The organism is Bradyrhizobium sp. (assembly GCF_036009065.1).
Classification (GTDB): Bacteria; Pseudomonadota; Alphaproteobacteria; order Rhizobiales; family Xanthobacteraceae; genus Bradyrhizobium.
Genome location: NZ_DASYMN010000102.1, coordinates 22,879 through 39,952, shown reverse-complemented (window position 1 = coordinate 39,952; position 17,074 = coordinate 22,879). Strand labels below are relative to the sequence as shown.

The 17,074-nt window shown below is 62.4% G+C and carries 14 protein-coding genes; 9 read left to right on the top strand and 5 right to left on the bottom strand.

Annotation, left to right across the window (positions count from 1 at the left end; all coding sequences use genetic code 11):
* Positions 1 to 19: 19 nt before the first annotated feature.
* From VGP39_RS06110 to VGP39_RS06085, 7 genes are all read left to right on the top strand, one after another.
* Positions 20 to 883, top strand: a complete 864-nt coding sequence (locus VGP39_RS06110) for a branched-chain amino acid ABC transporter permease (RefSeq protein ID WP_327567206.1) — start codon at positions 20 to 22, stop codon at positions 881 to 883.
* Positions 883 to 1,884: a branched-chain amino acid ABC transporter permease gene (locus tag VGP39_RS06105; RefSeq protein ID WP_327567205.1), complete on the top strand. Its 1,002-nt coding sequence runs from the start codon at positions 883 to 885 to the stop codon at positions 1,882 to 1,884. The genes VGP39_RS06110 and VGP39_RS06105 overlap by 1 nt, the downstream gene beginning before the upstream one ends.
* Positions 1,874 to 2,641 carry an ABC transporter ATP-binding protein gene (locus VGP39_RS06100; RefSeq protein WP_327567204.1) on the top strand — a complete coding sequence of 256 codons (768 nt, stop codon included), beginning with the start codon at positions 1,874 to 1,876 and terminating at the stop codon, positions 2,639 to 2,641. Before VGP39_RS06105 ends, VGP39_RS06100 begins: the two co-directional genes overlap by 11 nt.
* Positions 2,638 to 3,357, top strand: a complete 720-nt coding sequence (locus VGP39_RS06095) for an ABC transporter ATP-binding protein (protein WP_327567203.1) — start codon at positions 2,638 to 2,640, stop codon at positions 3,355 to 3,357. The genes VGP39_RS06100 and VGP39_RS06095 overlap by 4 nt, the downstream gene beginning before the upstream one ends.
* 368 nt (positions 3,358 to 3,725) lie before the next feature.
* The gene (locus VGP39_RS06090; RefSeq protein ID WP_327567202.1) at positions 3,726 to 4,271 is read left to right on the top strand and encodes a hypothetical protein; all 546 of its coding nucleotides are present in this window, start codon (positions 3,726 to 3,728) and stop codon (positions 4,269 to 4,271) included.
* A gap of 653 nt (positions 4,272 to 4,924) precedes the next feature.
* Entirely contained in the window at positions 4,925 to 5,122 is a 198-nt protein-coding gene (locus tag VGP39_RS28065; protein ID WP_349256803.1) for a BrnA antitoxin family protein, read from the top strand.
* Between the two features lie 111 nt (positions 5,123 to 5,233).
* A complete protein-coding gene (locus tag VGP39_RS06085) occupies positions 5,234 to 6,784 on the top strand; it encodes a L,D-transpeptidase (RefSeq protein WP_327567201.1) in 1,551 nt (516 codons plus the stop codon).
* Between the two features lie 34 nt (positions 6,785 to 6,818).
* On the opposite strand, the gene VGP39_RS06080 is transcribed toward VGP39_RS06085, so the two are convergent.
* Positions 6,819 to 7,292, bottom strand: coding sequence for a VOC family protein (locus tag VGP39_RS06080; protein ID WP_327567200.1), 474 nt, complete (start codon positions 7,290 to 7,292; stop codon positions 6,819 to 6,821).
* A 240-nt stretch (positions 7,293 to 7,532) separates the two neighbouring features.
* Complete coding sequence (locus tag VGP39_RS06075; RefSeq protein WP_327567231.1) at positions 7,533 to 8,120, bottom strand: invasion associated locus B family protein; 588 nt, start codon at positions 8,118 to 8,120, stop codon at positions 7,533 to 7,535.
* A 173-nt stretch (positions 8,121 to 8,293) separates the two neighbouring features.
* On the opposite strand from VGP39_RS06075, the gene VGP39_RS06070 reads away from it, so the two are divergent.
* On the top strand, positions 8,294 to 9,523 hold the full coding sequence (locus tag VGP39_RS06070) for a Fic family protein (RefSeq protein WP_327567199.1): 1,230 nt from the start codon (positions 8,294 to 8,296) through the stop codon (positions 9,521 to 9,523).
* Between the two features lie 40 nt (positions 9,524 to 9,563).
* Here VGP39_RS06070 and VGP39_RS06065 read toward each other — a convergent pair whose 3' ends face one another.
* The gene (locus VGP39_RS06065) at positions 9,564 to 12,722 is read right to left on the bottom strand and encodes a multidrug efflux RND transporter permease subunit (RefSeq protein ID WP_327567198.1); all 3,159 of its coding nucleotides are present in this window, start codon (positions 12,720 to 12,722) and stop codon (positions 9,564 to 9,566) included.
* Positions 12,719 to 13,900, bottom strand: coding sequence for an efflux RND transporter periplasmic adaptor subunit (locus VGP39_RS06060; RefSeq protein WP_327567197.1), 1,182 nt, complete (start codon positions 13,898 to 13,900; stop codon positions 12,719 to 12,721). The genes VGP39_RS06065 and VGP39_RS06060 overlap by 4 nt, the downstream gene beginning before the upstream one ends.
* A 165-nt stretch (positions 13,901 to 14,065) precedes the next feature.
* Here VGP39_RS06060 and VGP39_RS06055 point away from each other — a divergent pair, with 165 nt between their 5' ends.
* On the top strand, positions 14,066 to 14,524 hold the full coding sequence (locus VGP39_RS06055; protein ID WP_327567196.1) for a MarR family transcriptional regulator: 459 nt from the start codon (positions 14,066 to 14,068) through the stop codon (positions 14,522 to 14,524).
* 7 nt (positions 14,525 to 14,531) lie between these two features.
* On the opposite strand, the gene VGP39_RS06050 is transcribed toward VGP39_RS06055, so the two are convergent.
* A complete protein-coding gene (locus VGP39_RS06050; protein ID WP_327567195.1) occupies positions 14,532 to 16,967 on the bottom strand; it encodes a hypothetical protein in 2,436 nt (811 codons plus the stop codon).
* Positions 16,968 to 17,074 lie beyond the last annotated feature (107 nt).

The following is a 17,074-nucleotide window of genomic DNA, read 5'->3' as shown; positions in this document are numbered from 1 at the left end:
CAAGAATTTTTAAGCCGGCATGTCCTCCATCCTCGTTCAGGTGATCGTCGGCGGCCTGTTGCTCGGCGCGGTTTATGCGCTGTTTTCCTCCGGCCTCACGCTGATCTGGGGCATGATGAACATCGTCAATTTCGCCCATGGCGATTTCGTCATGCTCGGCATGTATGTGGCGTTCGTGGTGTGGACGCTGTTCGGCGTAGGTCCCTTCCTCGGCGCGCCGGTCGCAGCATTGGTGTTGGCGACGCTAGGCATCGTCGTCTATTTCGGCCTGATCCGCAGCGTGATGAAGGGGCCGATGCTGGCGCAAATCCTCGGCACCTTCGGCCTCGCGCTGCTGCTGCGCTATTCGGTGTTCTGGGGCTTTGGGGCCAATTTTTTGACGCTGCCGGAAAATATCGTCGGCGGCACGTTTGATGTGTTCGGCATCCGTATCCAGGCCTCGCGCCTGCTGGCTGGCGTGGTCGCGTTGCTGGTCACGCTTGGCCTGCACGTGTTGCTTACCCGTACCTCGCTTGGCTCGAAGATGCTTGCGGTCGCCGAGGATTCCACGGCGGCGCAGCTGATGGGCATCCGCCCGGACACCATGCAGGCCATCGCCTGGGCGATTGCCGCGGCGGCCACCGGCATCGCCGGTGCGCTGATCGCAACCTTCTTCTATATCGCGCCGACGGTCGGCGAGACGCTGGGCATCGTCGCCTTTGTCACGGTGTCGCTGGGCGGCTTCGGTAGCGTGCCCGGCGCGCTGGTGGCGGGACTGCTGATCGGCGTCATCGAGTCGGTGTCGGCCTACTGGATCGGCGCGGTCTACAAGGACATCGTGGTCTATTCGCTGTTCCTGTGTTTCCTCTGGTTCCGGCCGCAAGGCTTGATGGGCAAGAACTAATGAGCACGATGCGGCGTTTCCTGTGGCCTTCGGTGGCACTGGCGCTGATCATTGCGTATCCGCTGTTTTTCTCGACACCGTTTCAGCAGCGGCTCGGCGCGCTGATTCTGCTCTATGCCATCGCCGCCTCGGCGTGGAATATCGTCGGCGGCTATGCCGGCCAGGTGTCGGTTGGGCACGTGGTGTTCTTCGGATGCGGCGCCTATGCTTCGATGGCGGCGTATTCCCACTTCGCGCTGCCGCCGCTGGTCGGAATTCCCGTCGGGGTCGCCGCCGCCGTGCTGATTGCGGCGGTGATCGGCGTGCCGACGCTGCGGCTGTCCGGGCATTATTTCAGCATGGCGACCATTGCGGTTGCCGAACTGGTGCGGCTGATCGTCACCAACACCGAGTTTCTCGGCGCGGCCGTGGGCCTCAGCGGTCCCACTGTGCCGCGAACCGTACTAGATCTCTCCTTCACGTCGGCATTGCCTTATTACTATCTGTTCCTCATCGTGCTCGCGATCACGCTTGGAATCACCTGGTGGATGGCGAATAGCCGGATGGGCTTTTATCTGCGCGCCATCAAGGACTCCGAACGCGCCGCGCGCTCGCTCGGCGCGCCGGCGAGCCGCACAAAACTCTACGCTTTCATGCTGAGCGCCGGGCTGACCAGCGTCGCCGGTGCGCTCTATGCAATGATGTTCGGCTTTGTCGATCCGGAGTCCGGGCTCGGCATCCTGATCTCGGTAAAAATGCTGATCATGGCGGCACTCGGCGGCGCCGGCCTGCTGTTCGGACCGCTGATCGGCGCGGCCATCCTGGTGCCGCTGGAGGAGATTTCCAACAATCTGCTCGGCGGCAAGGGCGCGGGACTGACGTTCGTCGTCTACGGCGCCATCATCGTCTTGATCGCGCGTTTCCAGCCCGGCGGCATTCTGACCTTGATCAACCGGCTGTGGGCCAGGCGCAGCAAGGCGGCCGAGCCCGTTGCGCAGAAAGGAGCGGCCCATGCTCCTTGAGGCGCGCGACGTCACAAAGGCCTTCGGCAGCTTCAAGGCCGTCGATAGAGCCTCGGTGACGCTGGAGCAGGGCGACATCCTCGGCCTGATCGGGCCCAACGGCGCCGGCAAATCCACGCTGTTCAATTGTCTGACCGGCGATCTGTTGTCGACCTCCGGCACGGTTTTGCTGGAGGGTCACGACATCACCAACCTGACGCCCGAAGCGCGCGCGCATCTCGGACTCGCGCGCACCTTTCAGGTGCCGCAGACCTTTGAAGGCATGTCGGTGCTCGAGAATGTCATGATCGGCGCATTTTTGCGTACGCCGCATCGTTCCGAGGCCGAGATCAAGGCCCGCGCGGTGCTGGAGCGCGTGGGCCTCAACGCATTGGCCAACGCGCCGGCGCGGTCGCTCGGCACGCCCGGCCGCAAGCGGCTCGAAATCGCGCGCGCGCTCGCCACCGAGCCGAAAATCCTGCTGCTCGATGAGGCGATGGCGGGCCTGACGCAGCGCGAGGTGCAACTCGCGATCGATCTCGTCCGCGATATCCATCACTCCGGCATTACGCTGGTCATTGTCGAGCACATCATGGAAGTCATCATGTCGCTGGCGACGCGCGTGGTGGTGTTTCACCAGGGCCGCGAGATCGCGCGCGGCAGCCCGCGCGAGGTCACCGGCAATCCGGCCGTGATCGCCGCCTATCTTGGCACCCGCGCCGCTAAGGCCGCCGCGGGCCACACGCCGATCGAATTGATGGGCGGACCCATCCCATGACCGCGCCGCTGCTCAAGATCGAGCATCTGGAGGTCCGCTACGGCGACCTGATCGGCGTCTTCGACGTGTCGCTGGAAGTGCCGCAGGGAAGCGTGGTGGCGCTGCTCGGCTCCAACGGCGGCGGCAAGACCACGACGCTCAATGCCATCGCCGGCTTGATCCCGGTGCATTCCGGATCGATCATTTTTCGCGGCGAGCCGATTGCCGGGCAGACCGCCTTCGCGATTGTCCGCAAAGGTCTCGCGCTGTCGCCGGAAGGCTGGCGGCTGTTCGTGCAGCAAAGCGTGGAGAACAATCTCAGACTCGGCGCCACGCCGCTGCACGACAAGGCGCGCATCACTGTGCTGCTCGATCGCGTCTATGAACTCTTTCCAAAGCTCGCCGAGCGGCGCAGCCAGCGCGCCGGCACCATGTCCGGCGGCGAGCGGCAGATGCTGGCGGTCGGCCGCGCCCTGATGAGCGACCCCAAACTGCTGATGCTGGACGAACCCTCGCTCGGCCTTGCGCCGACGGTGGTGGAATCGATGTACGAGACATTTGGCCGGCTGCACAAGCAGGGCCTCACCATCCTGCTCGCCGAACAGTCGATCGAACTCGCGCTCGAAGTTTCGGATTTCGCTACCGTCCTGCAGGTGGGGAAGAGCGTGCTGTCCGGGACGGCGGCCGATCTCGCCAACGATCCGCAGGTACAGAAGGTGTATCTGGGGACGGGGTGAGGGCTCGAGCAAGCTATAAGGGCTGCAATTTACCAAATAAGAGCTATTTACCGAAACACGACGTATTGAGGCTGTTTTTGGTAGGGGTCCGTTGACAAGTGTCAACACCACACTAAATTGGTGATACTGACAATGGCAACAAGGCCGACACATCAAAGAAAGAGGTCGAGGCAGCAGTTAAGTATGCCGAAGCTGAAGGTTGGACCTTCCGAAAAATGGGCCATTTCGGACGCTTATTTTTGTCCGCACGCCGATCGGGATGGATGCGCTCAACAGGTAAACGGTACGCCGGCCAATGCTGGCAATCACGCTAAACAGATCATCAGGGCCGTCGACAGGTGTCCCCACAAAGCGGAAGGAGGTCAAGAATGAAGACGTTTGAGTTCAGCATCGTCGCATCTGGCGTTGACCCCACCGCGGATGATTTTGGTGACGGCTTCTATGACGCGGGCTGTGACGATGCTTTGGTGGCTTTTCAGAAGGGCCGTACGATCATCGACTTTGCTCGAGAGGCTATAACAATTGACGAGGCGATTGCTTCCGCGGTCGAGAATGTTTGCGCTGCCGGCGCGAAGATTGATCGTATAGAACCGGATCCTCTGGTCAACCTTTCCGAGATTGCGTCGCGCGCCGACCTGACGCGCGCGGCGATTTCCAATTATGCCAAGGGCGATCGCGCAAAAAACTTTCCAGCTCCGGTCGCCCGTGTAACCTCGGACACACCGCTCTACGACTGGGCCGAAGTTGCTTCCTGGATGGCGCTCCACAAGAAGGTTTCGGCAGAAGTCGCGATTTCAGCAGGTGTGATTAAAGAAGCGAACATAGCCATCGCCGCAGGCGAAACGCATCTTGCGAAGCGATTAAAGAAACGAGCTCAAGACGATGCAGCGGCTCTCGAATCGGCCGCTGCATAGAATCTTTGCTTGCTTGGATATTTCAGGATTGTCATTCGCACGGCCACTGAGGCGAACTGACGTTCAGGCTGACCTATCCTATCGGCATTCATGAATTGGGTGCAGTCGGGACGGCCTTGGTAAAGCAGGGGACGGGTAGTATTCAGTCGTAGAGAGGTCGGCCCGCATCGCAAGTTTACACAGCCAGTGTAAACTTGGTTCGTACGATTGGAAGAGGAGTTACGCAACGGCGATTTCGTGTGCCGGACGCGGCGCAGCGTTCTTCACAATGCACCGCAGAGCCGGGACCGCTAAGAACGCGGCCCCGGCTTAGCAGCGCGCCGCAAGAGCGTCGCGCTGCATGTGGGAACGATGCGGCAGTAGTACGTCTCGACCGGCACCACATTATCGTATATACGATAATTTCCCCATAGAGACCCCGCGTTGCAAAGCCGTACATGAGAAAATGCAATGACAAAGAACAAGCCCGCTATTAGAAGCGATTTGAAGAAGGTTGATGCTCATGTCATCCGGCCGGACGAATACGACGACGCGCCGGAATTGACCGATGCACAAATAGCGCGTGCCCCGGTCTCGATTGGAATCCGGCCCGGGGGCCGGTCGAAGTCCGAAACCAGGAAAGCGGCTATCAGCCTCCGCGTGGACGCGGATATTTGGATGCATTCAAATGCAGCGGCGAGGGCTGGCAGACCCGGATGAATGGAATTCTTCGGGCTGCGATTTTGCTTGTACGGAAGCCATTGCAAAAAGATAACGGCAAGCCGAAACGCCGGCGCGCCGGAGGGTATCGTGCCCCGACGCGAAGTGTCGCGCGAACCAACCCTTCCTCCTGCGAGAGCTGTCGTATATGAGAGAATTGCTAGCGCAACACGGACGGTGGCGGCGGTTAGTTAATCCAAAAAATCGCCGATCTGACACTTGATCGATGCAAGCGCCGACGAGCATTTCAACCGGGACATGGCATGGTAAATCGATTTACGACGGCGCGATCGAGCGTGGCGACGCGGCGCTGGGGTCCTCCGGCCATGGTGACGCTCGCGGCGATGGCCGCACTGACGGCGCTGACCGCCGACGCCGCGCCGAGACAGGCGCGCCCCGCGCCCCCCGTCGAGGCGACGGCTCCGCGCGACGCAGGCGAGCCGATCATGGCGATCGTATCGATCAAGACCCAGCAGGTCACTTTCTACGACGCCGATGGCTGGATTCTGCGCGCGCCGGTGTCGACCGGCACCAAGGGACGCGAGACGCCGGCTGGCGTCTTCGCCGTCGTCGAGAGGAAAGAGGACCACCGCTCGAACATGTATGACGATGCCCATATGCCGCACCTGCAGCGCATCACCTGGAACGGCGTCGCGCTGCACGGCGGTCCGCTGCCCGGATATGCGGCCTCGCATGGCTGCGTGCGGATGCCCTTCGGCTTGGCGGAGAAGCTGTTCGACAAGACGCGGATCGGGATGCGGGTGATCATTTCGCCGAACGACGCGGCCCCGGTCGAGTTTTCCCATCCCGCGCTGTTCATGCCGAAGGCGGAGGCCATCGCGGCCGCCCCGGCCAAGGCCGAGACGCTCGCCCGCGAAGCGGTCGAGGCTGCCAAGGCGGCCGACGAGGCGAAGAAAACCGCCGCGAAGGCGCCGCGCGAGACGGCGTCGCTGACGTTGTCGCTGCGCAAGCTGCAGGGGCTCAAGGCCCGCGCCGACGCCGAACTCGCCACCGCCGAAAAGGCGCTCGCCGCGGCCAGGACGGACGAGGCCAAGGCGCGAGCCGAGGACCGCAAGCAGAAGGCCGCCGCCAAGGACGCGGACTTAGGCACGCAGTTCGACACCGCCAAGGCCGACGCGAAACCGAAGCTCGACGCAACCGCCGCCGCAAAGGACGCTGCCAAGGCGGCCCAGACCAGGAAGATCGATACCGCCAAGGTGGCGCGCGAAGCGAGCCTCGCGCTCGAGCCGGCGTCGATCTACATCAGCCGCGCGACGCAGAAGCTTTACGTGCGGCGTAACACGCACAGGCCGGCGCCGGACGGGGGCGGCGAGGTGTTCGATTTCTCCATTGAGGTTCCGGTCACGATCCGCAATCCCGACAAGCCGATCGGCACGCATGTATTCACCGCGATGGCGCGCACGGACGCCGGCCTGCGCTGGACCGCGGTCACGATCGACGATGCCGACGACGCCAAGGGTGCGCTCGACCGCATCATTATCCCGCAGGATGTGCTCGATCGCATCGCGCCGACCGCATTGCCGCGATCCTCGATCGTCATCTCGGACGAGCCGCTGAGCGCCGAGACCAATTATCGTACCGAGTTTGTCGCGGTGCTGAGCAATCAGCCCCAGGGTGGATTCATAACGCGCAAGCCTACGGTCAATGTCGAGGTCGCGAGTGATGACGGTTTCGGCTTCGGCTCCTTTTTTCAGCGCAGTTGGGATTCCCCAACCGGCGATACGCGCCGGCGCGGCGGCCAGTACTATCCGCAGGTGCGACCGGGCTGGCAGCCGTCGCAACCGGGCTGGTGATAGGACGCGACAGGCCGGCTATCCAGTGTGAATATCAGCCGCGCCGCGCCGCCTTGATCGCGGCGACGTCGATTTTCTTCATGCCCATCATGGCTTCGAATGCGCGCTTTGCTTCGTCGCCGCCGGCCGCCATCGCCTCGGTCAGCACGCGCGGCGTGATTTGCCAGGAGATGCCCCATCTGTCCTTGCACCAGCCGCACGCACTCTCCTGGCCTGAATTGCCGACAATGGCGTTCCAGTAGCGGTCGGTCTCCTGCTGATCGTCGGTGGCGATCTGAAACGAGAAAGCTTCGTTATGCTTGAACGCGGGACCGCCGTTGAGGCCGAGACAGGGGACGCCGGCGACCGTGAATTCCACCGTCAGCACGTCGCCCTTCTTGCCGGATGGAAAGTCACTGGGTGCACGGCGGACGGCGCCCACGGCGCTGTCGGGAAAGGTTGCGGCATAGAAGCGGGCAGCAGCCTCCGCGTCCTTGTCGTACCACAGGCAAATCGTGTTTTTGGCCATTGCTTGTCCTTTTCGTTAGGCTTGCGCGCGGTCGTTGCGAGCGAAGCGAAGCAATCCAGAGGGCTGAAAGAAAGGCTGGATTTGCTTCGTCGCGAGCGCTTTTCGGAATGACAGAAGTCGTAGGGTGGGCAAAGGCGCTCTTGCGCCGTGCCACTTGTCCGCCTGTGCATTTGGAAGTGGTGGGCACACCACCCGACGCGCGCTCGCGCGCCGGGCGGTTTGCCCACCCTACAAAATACACTACTTTATCTTGTCATACGCCGCCGCGAAATCCGCGAGCGGCAACGGCACAGTCAGGATTTCCTTGTTCAGGTTCTGGAACGATATCTTCAACTGCTTGCCGGATTTCATGGCCGCGAGCAGGTCGGGTGCTATCGCCGTTCCGGCGTAGCAGCCGCGGGCTTCGCAGGTCTCGATCTGCATCTCGGTCGCGGTGCCATCGTCGACCTGCAGTTTGACGCCGCTCGGCAGATTAAGTCCGAGTGGCAACTGGATCAGGGCCGACGGCGTGCGGGTATCGGCCGGTACGCGGATATTCACGGCGATCACCAGCTGTCCGGTGCGCGGCATCAAGGCGCTTTGCTCGATGGCGCATTCCAGCGGCGCGTCGCGGCTGGCGCTGCCGCAGCGCGCGGCCCAGCCGGGCGGGGGCGGGGTGTTGGCCGCGTTCGCGTTGTCGGCCGGTGCAGGCGCCGGAGTATCGTTCGGCGCCGGTTGCGCCGATTTGGGCGGGGCCTTGGATTTGGCTTGCTGGGCGTAGCTGGGTGGAGTTGCGTCTGATGCCAGGATGGCCGCGACCAGAACTACGAGTTTTGCGGGGTTTTTCATGGTCGAGCCATCAATCAGAAGATCGGCCAGCAGATCGGCCAAGTTTTGCTAGCTTTGCAAAATAATCTATATCGATCAATGGGTTGAATATAACCAATTTCGGCCAAGTTTTGGGAGAGGAAGATCGGCCAAGGGATCGGCCAATTTTGGCAGTTGCTTAATAATTCATATGTGTGATCAATATCTTAAATCAGATCAAGATCGGCCAAATGTCGCCAATTGAAACTCCGCAACGGATCGAGCCCGCCCGGCTTGAAGAAACGTCGGAAGCGATTGCCGACGTCATTGCCGAGCTGTCTTCGGCTTCGGCAATCCTCGGTGCCGGGCTGCATCCGCGTACGGCATCCAATCTTGCCGATCTCGTGCGGCTCATGAATACGTATTACAGCAACCTCATCGAGGGGCATAACACGCGTCCGAGAGAAATTGCCCGCGCACTTGAAGGAAAGTTCGATCAGGACACGGCACGCCGTAACTTACAGATCGAAGCAGCCGCGCATGTGCGCGTGCAGCGTCAGCTCGACCACATGGCTACGCAAGGAAAATTGCCCGAACCGGCATCGGTAGAATTCATCCAGTGGCTTCATCGGGAATTTTATCGCGACGCCTCAAAGGAGATGCTCACCATCCGCGGTACTGAACGCGAATTTCTCATGGAGCCTGGTGCATGGCGCTCCCGCGACGAACACGATGTAGCTGTGGGCCGCCACGTTCCGCCATCGAGCGGCCGCGTGCAGGATTTCATGCACTATTTTGAACAGCGTTATGACTTCAAACCGCTCAAACAGGCAGGCCGCATCATGGCCATGGCCGCCGCCCATCACCGTTTCAACTACATCCATCCGTTTCCCGACGGAAATGGACGCGTCAGCCGCCTGATGAGCCACGCCATGGCGCAATTGGCGGATATCGGCGCGCACGGTCTCTGGTCGATCTCGCGTGGGCTGGCGCGGGGACTAAAGGGACCGAGCGAATACAAGGCCATGATGGATCTTGCCGATATGCCGCGGCAAGGAGATCTCGATGGACGAGGCAATCTTTCGCAGAAAGCGCTTGGCGAATTCGTTTTGTGGTTTCTTCAGATAAGTCTCGACCAGGTGAAATTCATGGGCAGCCTTTTCGAGATCGGCAGTCTGGCGCCGAGGCTGAGAACCCACGTCGAGCGTTTGTCCCTCAAGGCGGACGCGTTCCGGCTATTGGAAGAGGCACTGATACGCGGCGAGTTCGAGCGCGGCGACATCGCACGCATCACCGGCCTGCCCGACCGTACGGCACGCCGAGTTCTGGCCGACGTCATCGCCGCTGGACTGCTCGATTCCGACACACCCAAGACGGCGGTGTCCCTCCGCTTTCCGGCTGACGCCCTCGACGTGCTGTTTCCCCGGCTGTTCCCGGAAACCTGAATTGAAGCGCGCGGGGGCCAAGCCCGCGCATGACGAGTCGTCACTCGGCGGCTTGCCTGACCCGGCCACGCTCCGTCACCGGCTCGTCGCTGTCGTCATCATGTGAGCGGCCCCAGCCCGAGAAAAAGTCGGAGACCCTGTCGAGATAGAGATACACCACCGGCGTGGTGAACAGCGTCAGCGCCTGGCTGACGATCAGGCCGCCGACCATCGCATAGCCCAGCGGCTGGCGGATTTCCGATCCGGTGCCGGTGCCCAGCATCAGCGGCACGCCGCCGAGCATCGCCGCCATCGTCGTCATCATGATGGGACGGAAGCGCAATATGGCGGCCTTGCGGATCGCTGCTTCCGCGGTGAGATGCTCGTCGCGTTCGGCCGAGATTGCAAAATCGACCATCATGATGCCGTTCTTTTTGACGATGCCGATCAGCAAGATGATGCCGATCAGCGCGATCAGGCTGAAGTCGTATCCGAACGCCATCAGGATCGCGAGCGCGCCGACCCCGGCCGAGGGCAATGTCGACAGAATCGTCAGCGGGTGGATGTAGCTTTCGTAGAGAATGCCGAGGATCAGGTACACGACGACCAGGGCGGCCATGATCAGCAGCGGCACGGTGCCGAGCGACTGCTGGAACGCCTGGGCCGTGCCCTGGAAGCTCGAATTGAGCGTCGACGGCGCGCCGAGTTCGACCATCGCGCTCTGGATCGCCTCGGTCGCCTGTCCAAGCGCCACGCCCTGCGCGAGGTTGAAGCTGATGGTGATCGCCGGAAACTGGCCCTGGTGGCTGATCGACAACGGCCGCACCGGCACGCTGGTCCATTTTGCAAATGCCGACAGCGGCACCTGATCGCCGGTGGTCGGCGACTTGATGTAGATCTTGTTGAGCGTATCGAAATTGCCCTGCAGTTCGGGCAAGATTTCCAGGATCACGTGGTAGCTGTTGAGTTGGGTAAAATACTGGGCGACCTGGCGCTGGCCGAACGCGTCATAGAGCGTGTCGTCGATCAATTGCGGCTGGATGCCGAAGCGCGAGGCGGTGTCGCGATCGATGGTCAGCGTCAGCGTCGTTCCCTGCGTCTGCTGGTCGGTCGCGACGTCGCGCAACTGCGGCAGCGTCTTCATCTTGTCCAGGATTTTCGGCGCCCACTCGTTCAATTCGGCAAGGTTGGCATCCTGCAGCGTGTATTCGAACTGGGTCCGGGTGGCGCGGCCGCCGAGCCGCACGTCCTGGGCGGCCTGCATGAACAGCCGGGCGCCCTGGACCTGTTCCAGCTTCGGCCGCAGCCGTGCGATGATCTGCTGCGCGCTGGCGCTGCGATGGTCGCGCGGTTTCAGCGTGATGTACATGCGGCCGGTGTTAAGCGCGCTGCCGCTGCCGCCGACGGACATCGCGATGGTGGCGACATCGGGATCGGCCTGCACGATGGCGCCGAGTTCTTCCTGATGGCGTTTCATGTCGGCGAAGGAGATGTCCTGCGCCGCTTCCGAGGTGGCCGTGATCAGGCCGGTATCCTGTTGCGGGAAAAAACCCTTCGGAATGATCACGAACAGGTAGATGGACAGCGCCAGCGTCGCGAAGAAAATACCGAGCGTTGTCAGGCGCCATCTCAAGGCGAGGTCGAGGCCGCGCTCATAGGCATGCAGCATCGCCTCAAAGCCGCGCTCGCTCCACTGATAGAAGCGGCCGTGCCTTGTTTCCTTGTGCGCGCGCAGGAAGCGCGAGGCCATCATCGGGGTCAGCGTCAGCGACACCACGAGCGACACAAAAATCGCCATCGTCAGCGTGACCGCGAATTCGCGGAACAGCCGTCCGATGATGCCGCCCATCAGCAGCAGCGGAATCTGCACCGCCACCAGCGATACGCCGATCGAGACGATGGTGAACCCGATCTCGCCGGCGCCCTTCAGCGCCGCGGCAAACGGCTTTTCGCCTTCCTCGATATAGCGGGTGATGTTCTCCAGCATGACGATGGCGTCGTCGACCACGAAGCCGACCGAAATCGTCAGCGCCATCAGCGACAGATTGTCGAGCGTGTAGCCGAACACCCACATCAGAGAACAGGCGCCGAGCAGGGCCAATGGAACGGTGACGCTTGGGATAATGGTCGCCCATACACTGCGCAGGAAGATGAAGATCACCATGACCACCAATGCGATGGTCAGGAGCAGCGTGAACTGCACGTCCTCGACGGCGGCGCGGATGGTCTGGGTACGATCGCTGATGACATCGACCTTGATCGCGGGCGGGATCGCTGCGACCAGCCGCGGCAGTTGCGCCTTGATCTTGTCGACGGTGTCGATGACGTTGGCGCCGGGCTGCTTGAAGACGACGAGGAACACGCCGCGCTTGCCGTTGGCCCAAGCGGCCTGTTTGGCATCTTCAGGACCGGTGACGGCCTGACCGATATCGCGGATCCGCAACGGACCGCCGTTGCGATAGGCGATGATGACGTTGTTCCAGTCCTTGGATTCCTGCAACTGGTCGTTGGCGTAGATGGTGAAGCTCTTGGTGGCGCCGTCGATGTTGCCCTTCGGGCTGTCGACCGTGGCAATCGCGATCTGGGCGCGGACATCCTCGAGTTGCAGGCCCTTGGCCACCAGTTTTGCCGGGTCGATCTGGACGCGCACCGCGGGCTTCTGCTGGCCGCCAATGCTGACCTGGGCGACGCCGGAGATCTGGCTGATCTGCTGCGCGAGCTGGGCATCGACGGCGTCGCTCACCGTGGTCAGCGGCAGCGTGTCCGATGTGGCCGACAGCAGCAGGATCGGCGAATCCGCAGGATTGACCTTGCGGTAGGTCGGCGGCGAGGGGAGATTCTTCGGCAGTTGACCGCCGGCGGCATTGATCGCCGCCTGCACGTCGTTGGCGGCGCCGTCGATGTTCCGGTTGAGGTCGAACTGGATGGTGACCGCGGTGGTGCCGAGCGAGCTCGTCGAGGTCATCTGCGCCACGCCGGGGATTTGCGCCAGCTGCCGTTCCAGCGGTTGCGCCACCGACGACGCCATGGTTTCGGGGCTGCCGCCCGGCAGGGACGCCGCGACCTGGATGGTCGGGAAGTCGACCTGCGGCAGCGGCGCCACCGGGAGCAGGGGATAGGCAACGAGGCCGACGAACAGAATCCCCGCCATCAGCAACGACGTTGCAATGGGATAGCGGATGAAGGGCGAGGAGATGCTCTCGCGGGTTTGTTCGGTCATGGCTGGTCGGCCTTGGCCGGGGCGGCATCGGAAGCTGCGACCTTGGTCGCGACCGCGGAGCCGGGCCGCACCTTGTACTGACCGGACACGATGACGCGCTCGCCGGGCTTCAGCCCATCATCGACCACCGAACGTCCGTCGATCGATTTCGAAACCTTGATCTTGCGCAGTTCAGCCTTGTTGTCCTGGTTGACGGCGAAGGCGTAGAGGCCGTCCGTTCCGTGCTGAACCGCGTCGTCCGGTATCACCGTGGCGTCCTTCAGCGTCGTCACCAGGAGGCGCGTCGACACCGACTGGCCCGGCCACAGCGCGTGGTTCTTGTTGTCGAACACCGCCTTGAGACGGATGGTGCCGCTTGACGTGTCGACCTGATTGTTGATCACCGCCAGCACGCCATCCGACAGCGGCTTCTTGCCGTCGGTCGTGAGCGCGGTCACTTTCAACGGCTGCGCCGCCTGCGCTTCGTTGATGGTGGGCAACTGGTCTTCGGGCGCCGTGAAAATCACCGCGATCGGTTCGATCTGCGCGATGGTCACGATGCCGGTTTGCGTCGAGGCATTGACGATGTTGCCGACGTCGACCAGACGCAGGCTGGCGACGCCGGAGATCGGCGCCTTGACGGTGGCATAGTCGAGCTGGGTTTGCGCATTGAAGATGGCGGCATCGTCAGCCGCGATCTGCGCGGTGAGTTGCGCCACGGTGGAGCGCTGGGTGTCGGTCTGTTGCCGGGTGGCGAACTCGCCGAGTTTGGTGAAGCGCTGCAAATCGAGATTGGCGTTGGCGAGGTTGGCATCGTCCTGCTGCTTCTTGGCCTTGGCTTGGTCGAGCGCTGCCTGGAACGGCCGCGGATCGATCTGGACAAGCAGGTCGCCCTGTTTCACGAGATCGCCTTCCTTGAAGGCAATCGCGTGGATCTGGCCGTCGACCCGGGTGCGCACCACGACGGTATTGAAACCCTGCACGGTGCCGAGTCCGGTCAGCCACACCGGAAAATCGGTCTTCTCGACGGTGGCAACAGTGACCGGAACGGCGGCATTGCGCGCGGTAACGGCGGATTTCTGGGCGTTCTCCGCCTGCGCCGCCTGGTCCATGCCGTAAAATCGCTGCCAGCCGAAAACGCCCGCCGCCGCCAGTATGGCGGCCAGCAAAACCCAACGCATCGTCCGCGACCTGGTCATGTCAACTCGGGGTTCGGAAATAAGTAAATGGCTCTGCAGACCGGTTCCTGATGCTTGCAAATATAATACGCGTGCACTTAATGTGTACACACACTATAACTTGAAAATTGTGAACATTTGGAAAGCTTGGGGAAGGCCGCACGGCCCAGAAGGACTTCCGCCGATATGTCGCTCGACCTGAAACGGCAGCTGATCGCGCAACTGGTCGAAAGCTCGCGCCTGCTGCGCAACTATATCGACCATCGCGCCAAAGGCCGCGGCACCACCCGCGCGCAGTGGATCGTACTGTTCCGATTGCGGCAGCAGGAAGGATTGTCGCAGGTCGATCTCGCCGATGTCCTCGAACTGCAACCGATCTCGCTGGTCCGTCTGCTCGACCGCCTGGTCGAGCACGGTCTGCTGGAGAGGCGTCCGGACCCCAAAGACCGAAGGACCAACCGCCTGTTCCTGACCGGCGCCGGCCGTCAGCTGGTGGACGATCTCGACAGTTTGCGCGACGCCATCGCGACCGATGTGCTGCGGGAAATTCCCGACGCTGCGATCGAGACCAGTCTCAAGACGCTCGTCGACATCAAGGACCGCATCAAGGGATTTGCCGAGAGTCCCGATATCGCGGTCAAGTAGGTGCGATCTACGTCGCCGACGATGCGCCTGGATCGGCGGCGACGTCACGCGGGCGCGCGAGTCCTGACACGCCCAACCGGCTCGCCTGGCGGCTTGCGACGATCATGACCGCACAGACGACATAGAAGCAGACGCCCAGCGCGTATGTCCTGGCGATGCCGAATTCGATGGACAGAGCCATGCCCAGTACCGATGCGAACATCGACGTAATTCCATTGGCACTCCAGAAGAACGGAAGCAGTTCGGAATGACGGCGCCAGATACTCAGGCCGAGCGGGAACATCATCCCCATGCAGAACGCAGGCGGCGCCAGCAGAGTTACGGACAACAGAATGCGCATGTCGGTCGATTCCGACCGCGCCCAATCGGTGAGCGGGGGCGTGAGCAGCCCCGCCGCCACCAGCGTTGTCAGCAGGGCGGCAATTCTGGTGATGATCGCGCTGCGCCGCGGGGCGCGCGCGCCGACCGTGGCGCTGCCGATCCCGCTGAACAGCAGAATCGTGAACAGCACGACACTCAGTCCGTAGACGGGATGTCCCAGGAACACCATCAGCCGCTGCATCTGCGATATTTCGATCAGCATGAAGCCCATGCCGATCGCGCTGAAATACGCCACCGGCGGCGTCAGCACCGACAAGGGCATCCGCCGCGCGAGACGGATGAAGGGAAGGGCGATGTAAACGCCGCACGCGCAAAGCGCCACCATGATCAGCAGCAGCGTCATGTTGATCGCCGCGTTGTTGTAGGTGAAAGCCAGTGCGGGCTGCGCGACAAATTCGCCGAAGCGCGCGGTATAAAAGAAAAACGGATTGTCGTCGGTCGAGGGCGCGATATTTTCCGGCAGGGACGCGAAGAATGCCGCGTCCGCCTTGCCGGACAGCAACGTCGACGTGACGGTGTCGAAGGCGACATCCGGCCCCAGCAGGATCTTGAAGCCTTGGCCCAGCAGCGCGGTTCGCGCACGGTGCCACAGGGCATCGGTGAAAGCGTCGGGACGGGTAATCACCGTCACGATGCCGCCGACGTTCAGGGCGACGACATGGCGAGGCAGTTCGGCCGCCGGCACGCCTGTGCGCTGCAGCGCGCTCGCAGCGATCGCCACCAGGCGATAGAACTCGCCGCGGTGGCCGTCCGGATCGAACCAGCGCGATACCGACAGCATCCCGCCGGGCTTCAGCGCCCGGTAGAAATCCTCCCACGCCTCCACGGTGTAAAGCCGGTTTTCCGTGAGCGTCAGCCCGCCGGCGGCCGTTGCGGCCCAGGTGTCGATCAGCGAAATCTGCACCAGGTCGTAGCGGTCCTTCGAATGGTTGATGTAGCTGCGGGCTTCGGCATTGACCAACGACACGCCCGGCACACGGTCGAGATGGCCGGAAAAATCGGCGAACTTGTCGGTGAGGACTTCGAAGATCGCGGGGTTGATCTCAATGCCTCGGATGCGCTTGGCGCCGAAATAGAGTCCGGAAAGAATGTCGCGTCCGCCGCCCACGCCGACGACCGCGACGTCGGCCGGCGGCTGCACCAGATAGGCGGCATTGATGACGTCGTCCTTCAGGTAGGAGAGCTTGCCAAGGTCGCCGTCGTACCGGGTGATCACCGTGCCCGCATCCGCGTCGATGTCGAGATGTTTCTGTTCGATCTTCGTTTCCGGCGTGCGAGCGAGGCCCCAGCCGAACGGCGTGCTGTTGCCGTACGGCGTGACCCTGACGCGCGAATAGGTGTTCCAGCGCTCGAACAGCGTTCCTTTTTGCTCGGTGCCCTTGGCCCAGAACACGCCGAGATGGCTTTTGCCGGCGACGTCAAGTCCGGTATGTACCGTGGCTGCGGCAGCCAGCGTCAGCGCCACCGCGCCGCTTAAGCGCAGGGTGCGGAGATCGTCCCTGTTGCGCACCACCATCCAGCCCGCGGCGGCGGCAAAGGCTCCGATCCACAGCGTGGCGCTCACCGGATCGACGGCGAGCAACACGAAGATGACCCCGAGGCATCCGAGTGCGGCGCCTGCAAGGTCGGCCGCATAAAGCCATCCGCCGCCATAGGGCAGGCGCGTCAGCAGCAGCGTGATACAGACGCCGCTTTCGGTGAACGGCATGACGAAGGCGAAGGTCGCGATCGCCAGCGCCGCCGGCACGTAATCCGCGGGCATCACCAGCGGCACGCACAGAAAGCCAATCATCGCGCCAACGCCCGACATCGCGAACCACGATGCGTGGTGTGCGAATTCCACGCTTACGCGTTCGGGCGCGTAGCGCGCTGGTTTGCCGTACACCTCCATCGCGCCGCGCGTCAGCCCGAGCATCGCCAGCGAGATGGCGGCGAACGCAAAGTGATAATACAGCATGACGCTGAAGAAGCGGGTGATCAGGATCTGGTAGGACAGCGTGGCGGAGGCCAGCACGAAAATCGCGAAATAATAGCGGCCTGGAATTCGGGGCGATGTTTGCAAGAGACTGTCCTCAATGAATTTTTCGCGCGATGCCGCTCCCGGCGAACGCTGACGGAAACTTCCTAATATCCCGTTGTGTTGGCGTGAAACAAGGTTTTGGGCAAGCC

Coding starts and splice junctions, on each gene's coding strand:
- VGP39_RS06110 (WP_327567206.1), top strand. CDS start 20: ATGTCCTCCATCCTCGTTCAGGTGATCGTCGGCGGCCTGTTGCTCGGC.
- VGP39_RS06105 (WP_327567205.1), top strand. CDS start 883: ATGAGCACGATGCGGCGTTTCCTGTGGCCTTCGGTGGCACTGGCGCTG.
- VGP39_RS06100 (WP_327567204.1), top strand. CDS start 1,874: ATGCTCCTTGAGGCGCGCGACGTCACAAAGGCCTTCGGCAGCTTCAAG.
- VGP39_RS06095 (WP_327567203.1), top strand. CDS start 2,638: ATGACCGCGCCGCTGCTCAAGATCGAGCATCTGGAGGTCCGCTACGGC.
- VGP39_RS06090 (WP_327567202.1), top strand. CDS start 3,726: ATGAAGACGTTTGAGTTCAGCATCGTCGCATCTGGCGTTGACCCCACC.
- VGP39_RS06085 (WP_327567201.1), top strand. CDS start 5,234: ATGGTAAATCGATTTACGACGGCGCGATCGAGCGTGGCGACGCGGCGC.
- VGP39_RS06080 (WP_327567200.1), bottom strand. CDS start 7,292: ATGGCCAAAAACACGATTTGCCTGTGGTACGACAAGGACGCGGAGGCT.
- VGP39_RS06075 (WP_327567231.1), bottom strand. CDS start 8,120: ATGAAAAACCCCGCAAAACTCGTAGTTCTGGTCGCGGCCATCCTGGCA.
- VGP39_RS06065 (WP_327567198.1), bottom strand. CDS start 12,722: ATGACCGAACAAACCCGCGAGAGCATCTCCTCGCCCTTCATCCGCTAT.
- VGP39_RS06060 (WP_327567197.1), bottom strand. CDS start 13,900: ATGACCAGGTCGCGGACGATGCGTTGGGTTTTGCTGGCCGCCATACTG.
- VGP39_RS06055 (WP_327567196.1), top strand. CDS start 14,066: ATGTCGCTCGACCTGAAACGGCAGCTGATCGCGCAACTGGTCGAAAGC.